The following is a 15,985-nucleotide window of genomic DNA, read 5'->3' on the forward strand; positions in this document are numbered from 1 at the left end:
CCTCGCGGTGCGCCGCCCGTTCCTGTTCTCGTTCCCGTTCCCGTTCTCCGGCCGGGCCCGGTCGGGACGGGTCAGTCCGCGATGAAGGCGTCGAACAGGTTCTTCGCCTCGGGGCCCAGGGTCGGACCGGCCTGCCAGCCGCCCACCGGGTCGCCGATCGAGACGTTGGAGAACAGCACCGTCCTGCCGTTCTGCTTGGTCAGCCAGCCGCCGCCGGAGGAGCCGCCGGTCATGGTGCAGCCCATGATGAGCATCGGCGGGCGCGAGGGGTTGAAGGTGAACGGCACCAGCGCGGTGTTGGAGTCGCAGTGCTCCAGCTCCTCGCCGTCGAACGGCGAGTCGGCCGGGTAGCCGTACGCCTTCGGGGCGGTGATGTCCGACTGCTTGGCGTTGAACAGGATCGGGATGGCGCCGCCGACGGCCTCCTCCAGCGAGCGGGTGTCGTCCAGCGGGGCCACCCGCACGATCGCGAAGTCGAACTGGCTGGCCTCGTTGCCCACGTGCAGGCCCTCCCGGGGCCACTGCGGCGGCACCAGCATGTTCTGCGCCGCCCAGCGGCCCAGCGGGGCGATGTCCTGCCAGTCGTCCGGCTGCTTGCCGTGGCTGGAGGCGCCGGAGCGGTTGTAGCCGGGCAGGAACACCAGGTGCTTGTCGTAGTCGCTGCCCTTGCCGCCGTGCACGCAGTGCGCGGCCGTCCAGACCAGGTTGCTCTTGCCGGGGTGCTTCGGGTCGGCGACCACGGTGCCCGAGCAGGAGTGGTCCTCGCCCTCGGAGTTCTCCAGGATGATCCGGCCGAGCAGGGCGGTGTCCGGGCTGTACGGGTGCGGCACGGCCTTGGCCGGGATGGACGGCGGGAAGACCACCTTCTGGAGCGACGGGGCCTGCTTCTCCGGCGCGACCGAGGTGCCGCCCCGGGGCGCGGCGGGCTTCTCCTGGTCCCAGAAGTGCTTGATCGCCTCGAAGTCCTCCGGCTTGAAGCCGTTCTGGGACGCCCACTTCTTCCAGTCGTCGGCGCCCCAGTTCGGCACCTCGGAGAGGAACTTCTGCACGTCGGCGATGTCGATGGACGGCTTCGAGGAGGACGACGAGGGCTGTACGGGGCTCGCCACCGGGCTCGGCTCGGGGCTCTTGCTGCAGGCGGCGGTGCCGACGGCGAGCACCGTCACCAGGGCGGCGGCGGCCGCGGTCCTGGCCCGGCGGGCTATGCGGTGCGGTTCGGTCATGGGTGTTCCCCCCGTGTTCGATGAGCTGGGCGCCGATGGGCGCGGTACGGAACGGGGACGGCGGGAGGCCGCCCCCGGAGTCGCGGTCATTTCTGGGAGAGGTAGGCGAGCGCCTGCCGGGCCACGTCCTCCAGGTAGGGGCCGTTGAGGGCGGTGTGCGCCGAACTGCCGATCGAGGTGTTGCTGACCAGGCGCTGGCGGCCGTCCGGCCCGTCGGCGAACCAGCCGCCGCCCGAGGCGCCGGCCGTCATGGTGCAGCCGATCACCAGCATCGGCGGCCGCGCCGGGTCGAAGCTGCGCGAGCCGGGCCGGCCGGAGTCGCAGCGCTCCAGCTCCTGGCCGTCGAACGGCGGCACGGCCGGATACCCCCATGCCTGGATCGACAACTGCTCGCGCGGGGCGTCGAACCACACCGGGACGGCGGTGCCGATGACCTCCTCCAGCGAACGGGTCTCGCCCTCGGGGCCGCGCACCTTGATCACCGCGAAGTCGTACTGGTTCGCGGCGTCCCCGCCCCTGGTGCCCTCGGTGGTCCACAGCGGCGAGGTGATCACCTTGTCGGCCCACCACTGGCCGAGCGGGGCGACCTCGGCCAGCGTCGCCCGGCGGTGGTCGCTGCCCGCGCCGGAGCTGTTGTAGGCCGGCACGAACACCAGGTTCTTGTACCAGTCGCCGCCCCTGCCCTCGTGCACGCAGTGCGCGGCCGTCCAGACCAGGTTGCTCCTGCCGGGGTGCGCCGGGTCGGCGACCACGGTGGCCGAGCACTGGCCGGTGCCGCCGTTCGGCGCGGTCATGAACACCTTCCCGGACGCCGGGTAGCTGGTGTACGGGCGCGGCACCGGCTGCGCGGCCACCGGCGGCGGCGCGGACTGCGCGGACGGCGCCGTCGGGACGGTGGCGGGGGCCGAGGCGGTGGCGGTGGCGGTGGTGGCGGAGGCCGACGCGGTGGCGGGCGCCGCGGTCGGGAGCGGTGCGGTCGGGAGCGGTGCGGTGGCGGACGGCGCGGAGGACGGGTCCTCCGGCGCGGGGGAGGGTTGCTGCGGCGGCGCCTGCTCCATCTTCTCGGCGCTCCACAGGCCCGGCACCACCGGGTTGCGGAAGTCGTGGTGCCGCGCCCAGCGGTCCCACTCGGAGAGCCCCCAGCGCTTCAGCTCGGCGAAGCTGCGCGGACTCCCGTCGCCCCCGTCGCCGCCCGGGGCGCAGGCGCCCGCGCCGCCGACCAGCACGGCGACCGCGGACAGCGCGGCCACCGCCCTCCGTGCTCCCACCATCGCCCCCCGAGTGAAGAAAAGCGTTCCCCGGGCCAGTCTTCCATCCGGCCTCGGCGCGGCGGCGGGGTGGTGCCCGGCTGTTGACGTCCGGTCACCGAACCGTGATGGTGACGGCCCGTCAGGGTCCCCGCCGCTCACACCTGGGAGTGAGTGATCGGGCGAAACTCACCGGAACGAGTGAGCCGATCTTGTGCCCGGCGGCGGGGGATAGGTAACCCTTACCCGAAGGCAGTCACCGGCTCAAGGAGCGGATTTGACCAGCACCCTCACCGGCGTTCCCCCGGCCGTCCGGCCGGCGGCCGGGCACCCCGACCCGGATCCGCTGCTCGACCCCGACCCGGCCGCGGCCGCCGAACACGCCGCCACCGAGAGCCTGCTGCGCTGCTGGGCCCGGGAGACCGCGGCCGGGCGCCCGGACGGCGACCTGCTGCGCATCCCGGTGCTCGGCGGCGCCGCCCGGCTGTCCGCACCGGTGCGGCACTGGTCGGCCTGCGGCTGGCACCGCTTCGGCCCCGCCACCGTCTCCACCGGCGACGCCGCGCACCCGGTCGACGCGGTCACCGTCGCCGCCCTGGTGGCCGGCGCCACCGGCCGCCCCGAACCCGGCCAACTCGCCGACCTGACCGCCCGGGTGGCCGACTCGGTGGGCCGCACCGCGGAGATCCTCGCCCACCGCCGGGCGATCTCCGCCGCCCCCGCGGACCCGTTCCTGCGCGCCGAGCAGTCCCTGCTGCTCGGCCACCCGCTGCACCCCACCCCGAAGAGCCGCGACGGCCTCGGCCCCGCCCAGTCCGCCGCGTACTCCCCGGAACTGCACGGCAGCTTCCGGCTGCACTGGTGGGCCGCGCACCGCTCGCTGCTGGCCGGCGACTCCGCCACCGGCACCCCCGCCGAGCGGCTCACCGCCGAGCTGTACGGCCGCCCGCTGCCCGACGGCACCGCCGCCCTGCCGCTGCACCCCTGGCAGGCCCGGGAGCTGGCGCTGCGGCCGGCCGTCGCCGAACTGCTGGAGCAGGGGCTGCTCACCGACCTCGGCCAGCACGGCGAACCCTGGCACCCCACCAGCTCGGTGCGCACCGTCTGCCGCCCCGGCACCCCGTGGATGCTCAAGCTCTCGCTGGGCCTGCGGATCACCAACTCCCGCCGGGAGAACCTCCGCAAGGAACTGCACCGCGGCGCCGAGGTGCACCGGCTGCTGGAGGCCGGCCTGGCCGAGCGCTGGCAGGCCGCCCACCCCGGCTTCGACATCGTCCGCGACCCGGCCTGGATCGGCGTCGACCACCCCGCCCTCGCCGACCCCAACGGCCTGGACACCGTGCTGCGGCAGATGCCGTTCGGGCCCGCCGACCGGGCGCTGTGCGTGGCCGGGCTGGTCGCCGAGCAGCCGATCGGCGTCGGCCGCCCCGGCTCGCAACTCGCCGACGTGATCGGCGAACTGGCCGCCCGCACCGGCCGCCCCGGCCCGACCGTCGCCACCGAGTGGTTCCTGCGCTACCTGGACGCCGTCGTGCTGCCGGTCCTCTGGCTGGACGGGCAGGCCGGCATCGCCCTGGAGGCCCACCAGCAGAACAGCCTGGTCCTGCTGGACACCCTCGGCTGGCCGGCCGGCGGCCGCTACCGCGACAACCAGGGCTACTACTTCCGGGCCTCGCACGCCGACCGGCTGCACGCCCTGCTGCCCGCGCTCGGCGCGCACAGCGACACCTTCGTGCCCGACCAGGTCGCCGACGAGCGCTTCGCCTACTACCTGGGCATCAACCACGTGCTCGGCCTGATCGGCGCCCTCGGTTCCCAGGGCCTCGCCGACGAACAGCTGCTGCTGGCCGCGCTGCGCCGCTTCCTGTCCGGCCCCGCCGCCACCGCCACCGGCTCCGCGCTGCCCGCCCACCTGCTGGACGCGCCGACCCTGCGCTGCAAGGCCAACCTGCTCACCCGGCTGCACGGCCTGGACGAACTCGTCGGCCCGGTCGAGACCCAGTCGGTGTACGTCGAGATCGACAACCCGGTGGCCCGGGCGTGATCCCGGAGACCGGGACGATACCCACCACGGCCGGTGAACTCGTCCTGCGCACCGTGCAGTTGGCCACGGACCTGGACCTGCTCACCGGCTGGATGAACGACCCGGACACCGACCGCTGGTGGGCCCTCGCGGGCCCGCCCGCCACCACCGCCGCCCACCTCGCCGCCCAACTCGGCGGCGACGGCCGCAGCCGCCCCGTCCTGGCCCTGCTCGACGGCGCGCCCACCGGCTACTTCGAGCTCTACCGGGCCGACCTCGACCCGCTGGCCGCGCACTACCCCGCCCGCCCGCACGACCTCGGCGTGCACCTGCTGCTGGCCCCCGCCGCCCGCGGCCGGGGCCTGGCCGCCCCGCTGCTCGACGCGATCGCCGCCCGCCTGCTGCGGCGCGAACCCCGCTGCACCCGGGTGCTCGCCGAGCCCGACGTCCGCAACACGCCCTCCGTCCGGGCGTTCGCCCGCGCCGGGTTCACCCGCGCCGCCGACCTCGACCTGCCCGACAAGCGCGCCGCCCTGATGATCCGCCGGCGCGCCGACACCCCCGCCGCTACCTAGGACGACATGACTCCCCACGACGACACGGCGGGCCGGCCGCCCGAGCCGTACGACCTGATCGGCGTCGGCATCGGCCCGTTCAACCTCTCGCTGGCCGCGCTCGCCGACCGGGCCGAGGACCTCGGCGCGCTGTTCCTCGACGCCAGGCCCGAGTTCCGCTGGCACCCCGGCATGCTCGTGGACGGCGCCCGGATGCAGGTCCCGTTCCTGGCCGACCTGGTCACCCTGGTCGACCCCACCAACCCCTGGTCGTTCCTCAACTACCTGCGCGAGCGGCAGCGGCTGTTCCCGTTCTACTTCAGCGAGCGCTTCCAACTGCCCCGCCGCGAGTACGACGACTACTGCCGGTGGGCCGCCGAACGGCTCCCGAACTGCCGCTTCGGCAGCCCCGTCACCGCCGTCCACTGGGACGCCGGGGAGCGGCACTACCTGGTGCACGCCGCCGGCGCGGTGCACCGCGCCCGCAACCTCGTCCTCGGCACCGGCACCGAACCCGCCCGCCCCGAAGCCTTCGCCCCGCTGCGCCGCCACCCCGCCGTCCTGCACTCCGCCGACTACCTGACCCGGCGCACCGAACTGGACGCCGCCCGGGACGTCACCGTGGTCGGATCCGGCCAGTCCGGCGCCGAGGTCTTCCTCGACCTGCTGCGCCACCGGGCCGGCGACGGCACCCGGCTGCGCTGGCTCACCCGCACCCGGGCGATCGCCCCGATGGAGTACTCCAAGCTCGGCCTGGAGCAGTTCACCCCCGACTACACCCGCTACTTCCACGGCCTGCCCGCCGACGTCCGGGACGCCCTCGTCCCCGCCCAGTGGCAGCTGCACAAGGCCGCCAGCGCCGAGACCCTCGCCGAGATCCACGACCACCTGTACGAGCGCACCGTCGGCCGCCCGATCGACGCCGAACCGGTCGAGATCCTCCCCGGCACCGCCGTCACCGAAGCCGTCCAGGGCCCCTGCGGCGGCCTCGAACTGCACTGCCGGCACGGCGACTCCGGCCGCCGCCACCTGGTGCGCACCGACGCCGTGGTGCTCGCCACCGGCTACCGGGCGGTGCGCCCCGCCGCCCTCGACCCGATCGCCGACCTGATCGACTGGGACGAACAGGGCCGCTACCGGGTCGACCTCGACCACCGGGTCGCCACCCGGCCGGAACTCACCGGCGGTCTGTACGTCCAGAACGCCGAGCTGCACACTCACGGTGTCGGCACCCCGGACCTCGGGCTCGGCGCGCACCGCGCCGCCGTGATCCTCAACGCCGTCGCGGGCAAGACCCTCCACCCGCTGCCCCACCGCACCGCCTGGACCACGTTCCTCCCCCCCTCCGCCCCGCCACAGCCGTCCGTGCTCCCGCGACCCCAGGAAGGAACCGAGCGTGCCGCAGCCAGCCGCTGACCCAGTCCTCCACCTGCCGCCCCAGCTCACCGCCGAGCACTGGCGGGCCGCCGGGCGCGAGATGCTCGCCAAACTGCTCGGCGAGTTCGCCTACGAGGAACTGCTGCACCCGCGGGCCGAGGGCGGCGGCCGCTACCTGCTGCGGCTGCCGGACGCCGACTACCGCTTCGCCGCCCGCCGCGGCGCGTACGGCGGCTGGCGGGTCGAGGCGGCGTCGATCGAGGGCGGCGACGACCCGCTGCGCTTCCTCCAGCAGGCCCGGCACGTGCTCGGGCTGAGCGGCGACACCGCCGGCCACCTGGTCCGCGAACTCACCGCCACCCTGATCGCCGACGCCCACCTGCGGGCCACCGCGCTGACCGCCGCCGAACTCGCCGACCTCGACCACGTCGCCCTGGAGGGCCGGCAGGGCGGCCACCCGTGGATCGTCGCCAACAAGGGCCGGCTCGGCTTCTCCGCCACCGACGCGGCCGGCTGGACCCCGGAGGCCCGGCTGCCGCGCACCCTGCCCTGGCTCGCCGTGCACGAGAGCCTGGCCTCCTTCCGCGGCGACCCGGCCATCTACGAGAGCGAACTCGACCCCGCGTTCCGCAACCAACTCGGCGAGCGCGCCCACGAGTTCCACCTGCTCCCGGTGCACCCCTGGCAGTGGGACGAGACCGTGGTCGGCCTGTTCGCGCCGTGGATCGCCGACGGCCGGATCGTCCCGCTGCCCACCGACGGCGACCTGCGGCTGCCCCAGCAGTCCATCCGCTCCTTCTTCAACCTCAGCCGCCCCGACCGCTGCACCGTCAAACTGCCGCTCGCCATCCTCAACACCCTGGTCTGGCGCGGCCTGCCCACCGAACGCGCGCTCGCCGCGCCCGCCGTCACCGCCTGGATCCACCACCTGCGCGACACCGACCCGTACCTGCGCGACGAGTGCCGGGTCGTCCTGCTCGGCGAGATCGCCTCCGTCACCGTCGAGCACCCGCTGTACCGGGACCTGCCCGACGCGCCCTACCAGTACAAGGAACTGCTCGGCGCGATCTGGCGCGAACCGCTCGGCCGCTACCAGCAGCCCGGCGAGCGGGCCCGCACCCTGGCCGCGCTGCTGCAGACCGGCTCGGACGGGCGGGCGCTGACCGCCGAACTCGTCGCCCGCTCCGGCCTGGCCCCCCGGGAGTGGGTGCGCCGGCTGTTCGCCGCGATGCTGCCGCCGCTGCTGCACTTCCTGTACCGCTACGGCCTGGTGTTCTCCCCGCACGGCGAGAACGCCATCGTGCTCTTCGACCGGGACGACGTCCCCGTCCGGCTCGCCGTCAAGGACTTCGTCGACGACGTCAACCTCAGCGACCAGCCGCTCGCCGAACTCGCCGACCTGCCCGCCGAGATCGCCGGGGTGCTCAACCGGGAGGCCCCCGACTACCTCTGCCAGTTCCTGCACTCCGGCCTGTTCATCGGCGTCTACCGCTACCTCGCCCCGCTGCTGGAGGACCAACTCGGCCTCCCCGAGGACGAGTTCTGGGGCCTGCTGCGCGCCGAGATCCTGCGCTGCCAGCGCCGCTTCCCCGAACTCGCGGACCGCCACCGGCTGTTCGACCTGTTCGCGCCCCGGATCGACCGGCTCTGCCTGAACCGCAACCGGCTGCTGCTGGACGGCTACCGGGACCGGCCGGACCGCCCGCACGCGGCCGTGCACGGCCGGATCGACAACCCGCTGCACGCCGCCGCGCACCTTCCCGCCCAACCGGTCCGGGTTGTCAGTCCCGCCCCGTAGGCTGGGGGGCGTCATGACGAACGACACCACCGCACCCCTGTCCGGCGGCCCGGAGACGGCCGAGCCCCCCGCGCCGGTCCCCGCCTCCCGCATCCCCGAACTGCTGCACGCCGCCGTCGCCGCCGTCGGCGGCACGGAGCGCCCCGGGCAGGTCCGGATGGCCGAGGCCGTCTCCGCCGCCGTCGAGGAGGGCGAGCACCTGCTCGTCCAGGCCGGCACCGGCACCGGAAAGTCCCTCGCCTACCTGGTGCCCGCCCTCGCCCACGGCGACCGGGTGGTCGTCGCCACCGCGACGCTCGCCCTGCAGCGCCAGCTCGTCGAGCGCGACCTGCCGCGCACCGTCGAGGCTCTGCACCCGGTGCTGCGCCGCCGCCCGCTGTTCGCCATGCTCAAGGGCCGCTCCAACTACCTGTGCCTGCACCGCGCCAACGAGGGCACCCCGAGCGACGAGGGCGAGGGCCTGTTCGACCCGGTCGACGCGCTCGGCGGCCCCACCGGCAAGCTCGGGCAGGACGTGCTCCGGCTGCGCGAGTGGGCGGAGGAGACCGAGACGGGCGACCGCGACGACCTCACCCCCGGCGTCTCCGACCGGGCGTGGGCCCAGCTCGCCGTCACCTCCAAGGAGTGCCTGGGCGCCTCCCGCTGCGCCTACGGCGAGGAGTGCTTCGCCGAGCAGGCCCGCGAGCGCGCCAAACTGGCCGACGTCGTGGTCACCAACCACGCCATGCTCGCGATCGACGCGATCGAGGGCGCCCCCGTCCTCCCCGAGCACGGCCTGCTGATCATCGACGAGGCGCACGAACTGGTGAACCGGGTCACCGGCGCCGCCACCGCCGAACTCACCGTCGGCGCCGTCAACCGGGCCGTCAAGCGCGCCGCCAAGCTCGCCAACGAGAAGGCGGTGGACGCGCTCCAGGCCGCCGCCGAGAACTTCCACGGCCTGATGGAGACCGCCCAGCCCGGCCAGGTCGACGAGCTCCCCGAGTACCTCGGCTACGCGGTCGCCGCCGTCCGGGACGCCTGCCGCCAGGTGATCACCTCGCTCGGCGAGACCCGGGACAAGGGCCTCACCGACGAGGACGCCGTCCGCAAGCAGGCGATGGCCTCCGCCGAGACGCTGCACGAGACCGCCGACCGGCTGCTCACCGGCTCCGAGTACGACGTGATCTGGATCGAGCGCTCCGACCGCTTCGGCCCGGGAACCGCCTCGCTGCGGGTCGCCCCGCTGTCCGTCTCCGGCCTGCTCCGGGAGAACCTGTACCGGGACCGCTCGGTCGTCCTCACCTCCGCCACCCTCAAGCTCGGCGGCGACTTCAACGGCGTCGCCGGCTCGCTCGGCCTGCCCGGCGAGACCAGGCTCCCCGACCACCGCACCCCCGGCGGCCCCACCGCCGAGACCGGGGAGGACGCCCCGCCGTACTGGCGCGGCCTAGACGTCGGCTCCCCGTTCACCTACCCCAAGCAGGGCATCCTCTACGTCGCCAAGCACCTGCCGCCGCCCGGCCGGGAGCCCGACCGGCCCGAGATGCTCGACGAGCTCGCCGAGCTGATCGGCGCGGCCGGCGGCCGCACGCTGGGCCTGTTCTCCTCGATGCGGGCCGCCCAGACCGCCGCCGAGAAGCTCCGCGAGCGCCTCGACGTCCCGATCCTGCTCCAGGGCGAGGACACCCTCGGCGAACTCATCAAGGCGTTCGCCGCGGACGCCGAGACCTGCCTGTTCGGCACCCTCTCGCTCTGGCAGGGCGTCGACGTGCCCGGCTCCGCCTGCCAGCTCGTCGTGATGGACCGGATCCCCTTCCCGCGCCCCGACGACCCGCTGATGAGCGCCCGGCAGAAGGACGTCGAGGCGCACGGCGGCAACGGCTTCATGGCGGTCGCGGCGACGCACGCCGCGCTGCTGATGGCGCAGGGCGCCGGCCGGCTGGTCCGGGCCGCCGACGACAAGGGCATCGTCGCGGTCCTCGACCCGCGGCTGGCCACCGCCCGCTACGGCGGCTTCTTCCGCTCCTCCATGCCGGACTTCTGGTACACCACCGACCGGAACCAGGTCCGCCGCTCGCTGGCCGCGATCGACGCCTCGGCCCCGCCGGTCAAGCAGCGCTGACGGCGGAGCGGCCCGGACCCGCAGGTACGGGTCCGGGCCGCTCTACCGTCAGCGGACCAGGAGTGGTTCGAGGCTCAGCCGGCGACGCCGGCCAGGCGGCGGATGATCCCCATCAGCTCCTCCGGCGGGACGATGCTCGCCGTCCGGGTCTCCGGGTCGAAGTGCGTGATCGAGAGCAGCTCGCCCGCGCGCCACCAGAACACCCGCGGCGACAGCCGCCCCGGGCCGTCCTCGTACGCGCCCTGCGCGAACATCGCCAGCGAGTTGACCGCCTCCCCGACGTGCCCGTCGGCCAGCGGGTAGAACACCAGGTTGTGCCGGTTCGGGGCGACCAGCAGCACGCCCTCGTCCGGCAGTTCGGGCCCGCCCGCGGCCCGGACCGCCTCCTCGAACACCAGCAGCTTGCTGGCCGCGAACACCGACTCCGGGTGGCCCAGCAGGTGCAGGACGGCACCCTCCGGCAGGTCGATGGTCTGGTAGTCCACCGGCTCGGCGAGCAGGTTGGCCCGGCCCGCGGCCGAGAGCTCCCCCCACCCGAAGCCCGCCACGTCCCGGTCGTCGAGCACCCGGACGCTCTCCGGACCGTCCAGCGCCAGCCCCACCAGCAGGTCGGTGGCCAGCCGCCGCAGGTAGCCGAACTGCTGCTCCCGCGCCTCCTGGGGGATCGACTCGTCGGCGACCAGCCGCAGGTAGACGCTGCTCAGCTGCTCCGGAGCGAGACGGGTGGACAGGTCGCTCATGCGCGGTTCCTCGGGGTGTGCGGGCCGCGGCGGGGAGCCGGGCGCGTCCGGTGGGTGGCGGCACGGCCCCGCGGGCCGACCGTACACCGATCACATCACGCAACTCCCCGCGCCCGCACGGTTTTCCGACCCCTCGGGCGGCGGGCCCGTCAGAGCCGGCGCAGCACCGCCACCACCTTGCCGAGGATCGTCGCGTTGTCGCCCGGGATCGGCTCGTACGCCGCGTTGTGCGGCATCAGCCAGATCTTGCCGTCCTCGCGCTTGAGCCGCTTCACCGTCGCCTCGCCGTCGATCATCGCGGCGACGATGTCGCCGTTCTCGGCGACCGGCTGCTTGCGGACCGTCACCCAGTCGCCGTCGCAGATCGCCGCCTCGATCATCGAGTCGCCCTTGACCGTGAGCGCGAACAGCTCGCCCTCGCCGACCAGTTGGCGGGGCAGCGGGAAGACGTCCTCCACGGTCTGCTCGGCCAGGATCGGGCCGCCGGCCGCGATCCGGCCGACCAGCGGCACGTACGAGGTGGAGGGCCGGCCGGAGGTCTCCGCGGCGGCCGGGCGGGCCACCTCGACGCCGCGGACCTCGTAGGCGCGCGGGCGGTGCGGGTCGCGGCGCAGGAAGCCCTTGCGCTCCAGCGCCATCAGCTGGTGGGCGACCGAGGAGGTGGAGGAGAGGCCGACCGCCTGGCCGATCTCGCGCATGGACGGCGGGTAGCCGCGGCGCTGGACGGAGTCCCGGATGACCTCGATGACCCGGCGCTGGCGCTCGGTCAGGCCCGCCTCGTCGGTGCGGATGCCGGGCGGCCGGCCGGGGAGGGAGCGGACGACGGGGGCGGGCGCGCCGAGCGGGGTCTCCTCGATCGGCTGACTACGGCTCATGGTCTGGTCCATGCTCTCCTGGTCAGTGGTGCGCGCGGAACGCTCCTGCACCGGGATGGCGGTCTTGGCTTCGGCGGTGTGCATGACGCCGGTGGCGCTGGGGGTGGACATCGCGGCGACCCTCTCGTCGGGCTGGTGCTCCATCTGCCCAGCTCAACTGGCCCCTCTATCGAAAGGTTGCGCCAAACACACGTTCGAGTGAATTTATTCGAGGTCGGCTGACTTGATCAAGACTCCGGGTGTAAGTCGATTGCCTGTTCGACTCGAACAGTCTATGGCGTCCCCCCGCGGCCTGTCCCCGAAACCGCGCGTTCGCTCGGCGTGGCGTCGCGCCAGCTACTAGATCTAGTGGCTAGTCTCCTCGATCGGGCACAGGTGTTGTGTTCGGGTAGAGTGTGGCGAGTTGTTCGCCGTCGGGTCGCAGGGAGGGAGTTCCAGGTGCACTGCCCCTTCTGCCGGCATCCGGACAGCAGAGTCGTGGACAGCCGGGCCAGCGACGACGGGAGCTCGATCCGCCGCCGCCGGCAGTGCCCCGACTGCGGCCGGCGGTTCACCACCGTCGAGACCGCCACCCTGATGGTGATCAAGCGCAGCGGCGTCACCGAGCCCTTCTCCCGCGAGAAGGTGATCTCCGGCGTCCGCAAGGCGTGCCAGGGCCGCCCGGTCACCGAGGACGCGCTGGCCCAGCTCGGCCAGCGGGTCGAGGAGTGCGTCCGGGCCAGTGGCAGCGCCGAGCTCTCGACGCACGACGTCGGATTGGCCATACTCGGCCCCCTGAAGGAACTGGACGTGGTGGCGTACCTGCGGTTCGCCTCCGTCTACCGCGCGTTCGACAACCTCGAGGACTTCGAGGCCGCGATCGCGGAGCTCCGCGCCGAGCGGCCCGCGGTCCCCGAGCCGGTGCCCGTGTCCTAGCCGGCGCCTGCACCGCCGCCCGTACCCCCGTTTCCACGTCCCGACGTTTTCCCGTAGCCACCATCCCGTAGTCACCAGCAGTACCCGTGCGCAGCGGCGGGGTTCCCCCCTGCCCGCACACGGACGGAACGAACCAGTCGTGCCCGGACTTTTCCGGGCACTTCGGGCGTTTGCCCAGGAGGAGGAGCAAGAGCAGTGACAGACACCACGAGCGGGTCCGCACGAGGGTCGAAGTCGGACAAGGCCGGCAAGGGGGCCAAGGGCCCCAAGGCCGGGCTGCGGCTGGAGCGCATCTACACCACCCCTGGGGTCCACCCGTACGACGCGGTCACCTGGGAGCGCCGCGACGTGGTGATGACCAACTGGCGCGACGGGTCGATCAACTTCGAGCAGCGCGGCGTCGAGTTCCCCGACTTCTGGTCGGTCAACGCGGTCAACATCGTCACCAGCAAGTACTTCCGCGGCGCGGTCGGCACCCCGCAGCGCGAGTGGAGCCTGAAGCAGATCATCGACCGGGTGGTGCTCACCTACCGCGCGGCCGGCGAGAAGCACGGCTACTTCGCCTCCCCGGACGACGCCGAGGTGTTCGAGCACGAGCTGACCCACGCCCTCCTCCACCAGGTGTTCAGCTTCAACTCGCCGGTCTGGTTCAACGTCGGCACCCAGCAGCCGCAGCAGGTCTCCGCCTGCTTCATCCTGTCCGTCGACGACTCCATGGAGTCGATCCTCGACTGGTACAAGGAAGAGGGCATGATCTTCAAGGGCGGTTCCGGCGCGGGCCTGAACCTGTCCCGGATCCGCTCCTCCAAGGAACTGCTCTCCTCCGGCGGCAACGCCTCCGGCCCGGTCTCCTTCATGCGCGGCGCCGACGCCTCGGCCGGCACCATCAAGTCCGGCGGCGCGACCCGCCGGGCCGCCAAGATGGTCGTGCTGGACGTCGACCACCCGGACGTCGAGGCGTTCATCGAGACCAAGGTGAAGGAGGAGGAGAAGATCCGCGCCCTGCGCGACGCCGGGTTCGACATGGACCTGGGCGGCGACGACATCACCTCCGTCCAGTACCAGAACGCCAACAACTCGGTCCGCGTCAACGACGAGTTCATGACCGCGGTGGAGAACGGCACCACCTTCGGCCTGCGCGGCCGGATGACCGGCGAGGTCATCGAGACCGTCGACGCCAAGGGCCTGTTCCGCAAGATGGCCGAGGCCGCCTGGGCCTGCGCCGACCCGGGCATCCAGTACGACTCGGTGATCAACCACTGGCACACCTGCCCCGAGTCCGGCCGGATCAACGCCTCCAACCCGTGCTCCGAGTACATGCACCTGGACAACTCCAGCTGCAACCTGGCCTCGCTGAACCTGATGAAGTTCCTCCGCGACGACGACAGCTTCGACGCGGCCAACTTCGCCAAGGTCGTCGAGCTGGTCATCACCGCGATGGACATCTCGATCTGCTTCGCCGACTTCCCGACCGAGAAGATCGGCGAGACCACCCGCGCCTACCGCCAGCTCGGCATCGGCTACGCCAACCTCGGCGCCCTGCTGATGGCCACCGGCCACGCCTACGACTCCGCGGGCGGCCGCGCCCTGGCCGGCGCGATCACCTCGCTGATGACCGGCACCGCCTACCGCCGCTCCGCCGAACTCGCCGCCGTGGTCGGCCCGTACGACGGCTACGCCCGCAACGCCGCCCCGCACCGGCGGGTCATGAAGCAGCACGCGGACGCCTCGGCCGCCGTCGCCCCGCTGGACGACCTGGACAGCCCGGTCTGGGCGGTCGCCAACGACACCTGGGCCGACGTGGTCCGCCTCGGCGAGCAGAACGGCTTCCGCAACGCGCAGGCGTCGGTGCTCGCCCCGACCGGCACCATCGGCCTGATGATGGACTGCGACACCACCGGCGTCGAACCCGACCTGGCCCTGGTCAAGTTCAAGAAGCTGGTCGGCGGCGGCTCGATGCAGATCGTCAACGGCACCGTCCCGCGCGCCCTGAAGCGCCTGGGCTACCAGGACGAGCAGGTCGAGGCGATCGTCGCGCACATCGCCGAGCACGGGAACGTCATCGACGCGCCCGGCCTCAAGGCCGCCCACTACGAGGTGTTCGACTGCGCGATGGGCGAGCGGTCGATCTCCCCGATGGGCCACGTCCGGATGATGGCCGCGATCCAGCCGTGGATCTCCGGCGCCATCTCCAAGACCGTCAACATGCCGGAGAACGCCACCGTCGAGGACGTCGAGGAGATCTACTTCGAGGCGTGGAAGCTCGGCGTCAAGGCGCTGGCGATCTACCGCGACAACTGCAAGGTCGGCCAGCCGCTCTCCGCCAAGACCAAGACCCCGGCGGCCGCTTCGACCCCCGCCCCGGCCCCCGCGGTGGAGAAGGTCGTCGAGTACCGGCCGACCCGCAAGCGCCTGCCCAAGGGCCGCCCCGGCATCACCACCTCCTTCACGGTCGGCGGCGCCGAGGGCTACATGACCGCCAACTCCTACCCGGACGACGGCCTCGGCGAGGTCTTCCTGAAGATGTCCAAGCAGGGCTCGACCCTCGCGGGCATGATGGACGCCTTCTCCATCGCCGTCTCGGTCGGCCTGCAGTACGGCGTCCCGCTGGAGACGTACGTCGCCAAGTTCACCAACATGCGCTTCGAGCCGGCCGGCCTGACCGACGACCCGGACGTGCGGATGGCCCAGTCGATCGTCGACTACATCTTCCGCCGCCTGGCCCTCGACTTCCTGCCCTTCGAGACCCGCTCCGCGCTGGGCATCCACTCCGTCGAGGAGCGCACCCGGCACCTGGAGACCGGCTCCTACGAGCCGATCGAGGAGGACGTCGACATCGAGTCGCTGGCCCAGTCGGCCCCGCTCACCCCGGAGAAGCCGCACGTCGCCCTCCCGGTGGTCGAGCAGCGGGGGGCCGCCCCGGCCGCCCACAACTCGACCGAACTCGCCGAGATCCGCCTCGGCCTGAACGCCGACGCCCCGCTCTGCTTCTCCTGCGGCACCAAGATGCGCCGCGCGGGCAGCTGCTACCTCTGCGAGGGCTGCGGCTCCACCAGCGGCTGCAGCTGACACCGGGCCGTCCGGGACGTGAAACCCCCGCTCAGGGCGGTGGAGCCGGTTGCCGGCTCC

General features: G+C 73.2%; 11 protein-coding genes. 7 read left to right on the plus strand and 4 right to left on the minus strand.

The window, feature by feature from the left end:
- Positions 1-71: 71 nt before the first annotated feature.
- Both ACFUEL_RS18835 and ACFUEL_RS18840 read right to left on the minus strand, forming a co-directional pair.
- A complete protein-coding gene (locus tag ACFUEL_RS18835; RefSeq protein ID WP_380237457.1) occupies positions 72-1,223 on the minus strand; it encodes a trypsin-like serine peptidase in 1,152 nt (383 codons plus the stop codon).
- Between the two features lie 86 nt (positions 1,224-1,309).
- Positions 1,310-2,494, minus strand: coding sequence for a trypsin-like serine peptidase (locus ACFUEL_RS18840; protein WP_380237458.1), 1,185 nt, complete (start codon positions 2,492-2,494; stop codon positions 1,310-1,312).
- 253 nt (positions 2,495-2,747) lie between these two features.
- Here ACFUEL_RS18840 and ACFUEL_RS18845 point away from each other — a divergent pair, with 253 nt between their 5' ends.
- Genes ACFUEL_RS18845 through ACFUEL_RS18865 form a run of 5 tightly spaced genes read left to right on the plus strand, consistent with a single transcriptional unit; the run spans position 2,748 to position 10,326 of the window.
- The gene (locus ACFUEL_RS18845; protein WP_380237459.1) at positions 2,748-4,514 is read left to right on the plus strand and encodes an IucA/IucC family protein; all 1,767 of its coding nucleotides are present in this window, start codon (positions 2,748-2,750) and stop codon (positions 4,512-4,514) included.
- Complete coding sequence (locus ACFUEL_RS18850; protein WP_380237460.1) at positions 4,511-5,068, plus strand: GNAT family N-acetyltransferase; 558 nt, start codon at positions 4,511-4,513, stop codon at positions 5,066-5,068. Before ACFUEL_RS18845 ends, ACFUEL_RS18850 begins: the two co-directional genes overlap by 4 nt.
- A gap of 6 nt (positions 5,069-5,074) precedes the next feature.
- Positions 5,075-6,463: a lysine N(6)-hydroxylase/L-ornithine N(5)-oxygenase family protein gene (locus tag ACFUEL_RS18855; RefSeq protein ID WP_380237461.1), complete on the plus strand. Its 1,389-nt coding sequence runs from the start codon at positions 5,075-5,077 to the stop codon at positions 6,461-6,463.
- Complete coding sequence (locus ACFUEL_RS18860; RefSeq protein ID WP_380237462.1) at positions 6,444-8,222, plus strand: IucA/IucC family protein; 1,779 nt, start codon at positions 6,444-6,446, stop codon at positions 8,220-8,222. Before ACFUEL_RS18855 ends, ACFUEL_RS18860 begins: the two co-directional genes overlap by 20 nt.
- Positions 8,223-8,235: 13 nt before the next feature.
- A complete protein-coding gene (locus ACFUEL_RS18865) occupies positions 8,236-10,326 on the plus strand; it encodes an ATP-dependent DNA helicase (protein ID WP_380237463.1) in 2,091 nt (696 codons plus the stop codon).
- A gap of 74 nt (positions 10,327-10,400) precedes the next feature.
- Here ACFUEL_RS18865 and ACFUEL_RS18870 read toward each other — a convergent pair whose 3' ends face one another.
- Both ACFUEL_RS18870 and lexA read right to left on the minus strand, forming a co-directional pair.
- On the minus strand, positions 10,401-11,066 hold the full coding sequence (locus ACFUEL_RS18870; RefSeq protein ID WP_380237464.1) for a hypothetical protein: 666 nt from the start codon (positions 11,064-11,066) through the stop codon (positions 10,401-10,403).
- Between the two features lie 149 nt (positions 11,067-11,215).
- A complete protein-coding gene (gene lexA, locus ACFUEL_RS18875; RefSeq protein ID WP_380237467.1) occupies positions 11,216-11,941 on the minus strand; it encodes a transcriptional repressor LexA in 726 nt (241 codons plus the stop codon).
- A 438-nt stretch (positions 11,942-12,379) separates the two neighbouring features.
- On the opposite strand from lexA, the gene nrdR reads away from it, so the two are divergent.
- Together nrdR and ACFUEL_RS18885 are read left to right on the plus strand one after the other, a co-directional pair.
- A complete protein-coding gene (gene nrdR, locus ACFUEL_RS18880) occupies positions 12,380-12,856 on the plus strand; it encodes a transcriptional regulator NrdR (RefSeq protein WP_380237465.1) in 477 nt (158 codons plus the stop codon).
- A gap of 195 nt (positions 12,857-13,051) precedes the next feature.
- The gene (locus ACFUEL_RS18885; RefSeq protein ID WP_380237466.1) at positions 13,052-15,925 is read left to right on the plus strand and encodes a vitamin B12-dependent ribonucleotide reductase; all 2,874 of its coding nucleotides are present in this window, start codon (positions 13,052-13,054) and stop codon (positions 15,923-15,925) included.
- Positions 15,926-15,985: the final 60 nt, after the last annotated feature.

Origin of the sequence: Kitasatospora sp. NPDC057198, assembly GCF_042670125.1 — a bacterium.
Lineage (GTDB): Bacteria > Actinomycetota > Actinomycetes > Streptomycetales > Streptomycetaceae > Kitasatospora.

Coding starts and splice junctions, on each gene's coding strand:
- ACFUEL_RS18835 (WP_380237457.1), bottom strand. CDS start 1,223: ATGACCGAACCGCACCGCATAGCCCGCCGGGCCAGGACCGCGGCCGCC.
- ACFUEL_RS18840 (WP_380237458.1), bottom strand. CDS start 2,494: ATGGTGGGAGCACGGAGGGCGGTGGCCGCGCTGTCCGCGGTCGCCGTG.
- ACFUEL_RS18855 (WP_380237461.1), top strand. CDS start 5,075: ATGACTCCCCACGACGACACGGCGGGCCGGCCGCCCGAGCCGTACGAC.
- ACFUEL_RS18870 (WP_380237464.1), bottom strand. CDS start 11,066: ATGAGCGACCTGTCCACCCGTCTCGCTCCGGAGCAGCTGAGCAGCGTC.
- lexA (WP_380237467.1), bottom strand. CDS start 11,941: ATGAGCCGTAGTCAGCCGATCGAGGAGACCCCGCTCGGCGCGCCCGCC.
- ACFUEL_RS18865 (WP_380237463.1), top strand. CDS start 8,236: ATGACGAACGACACCACCGCACCCCTGTCCGGCGGCCCGGAGACGGCC.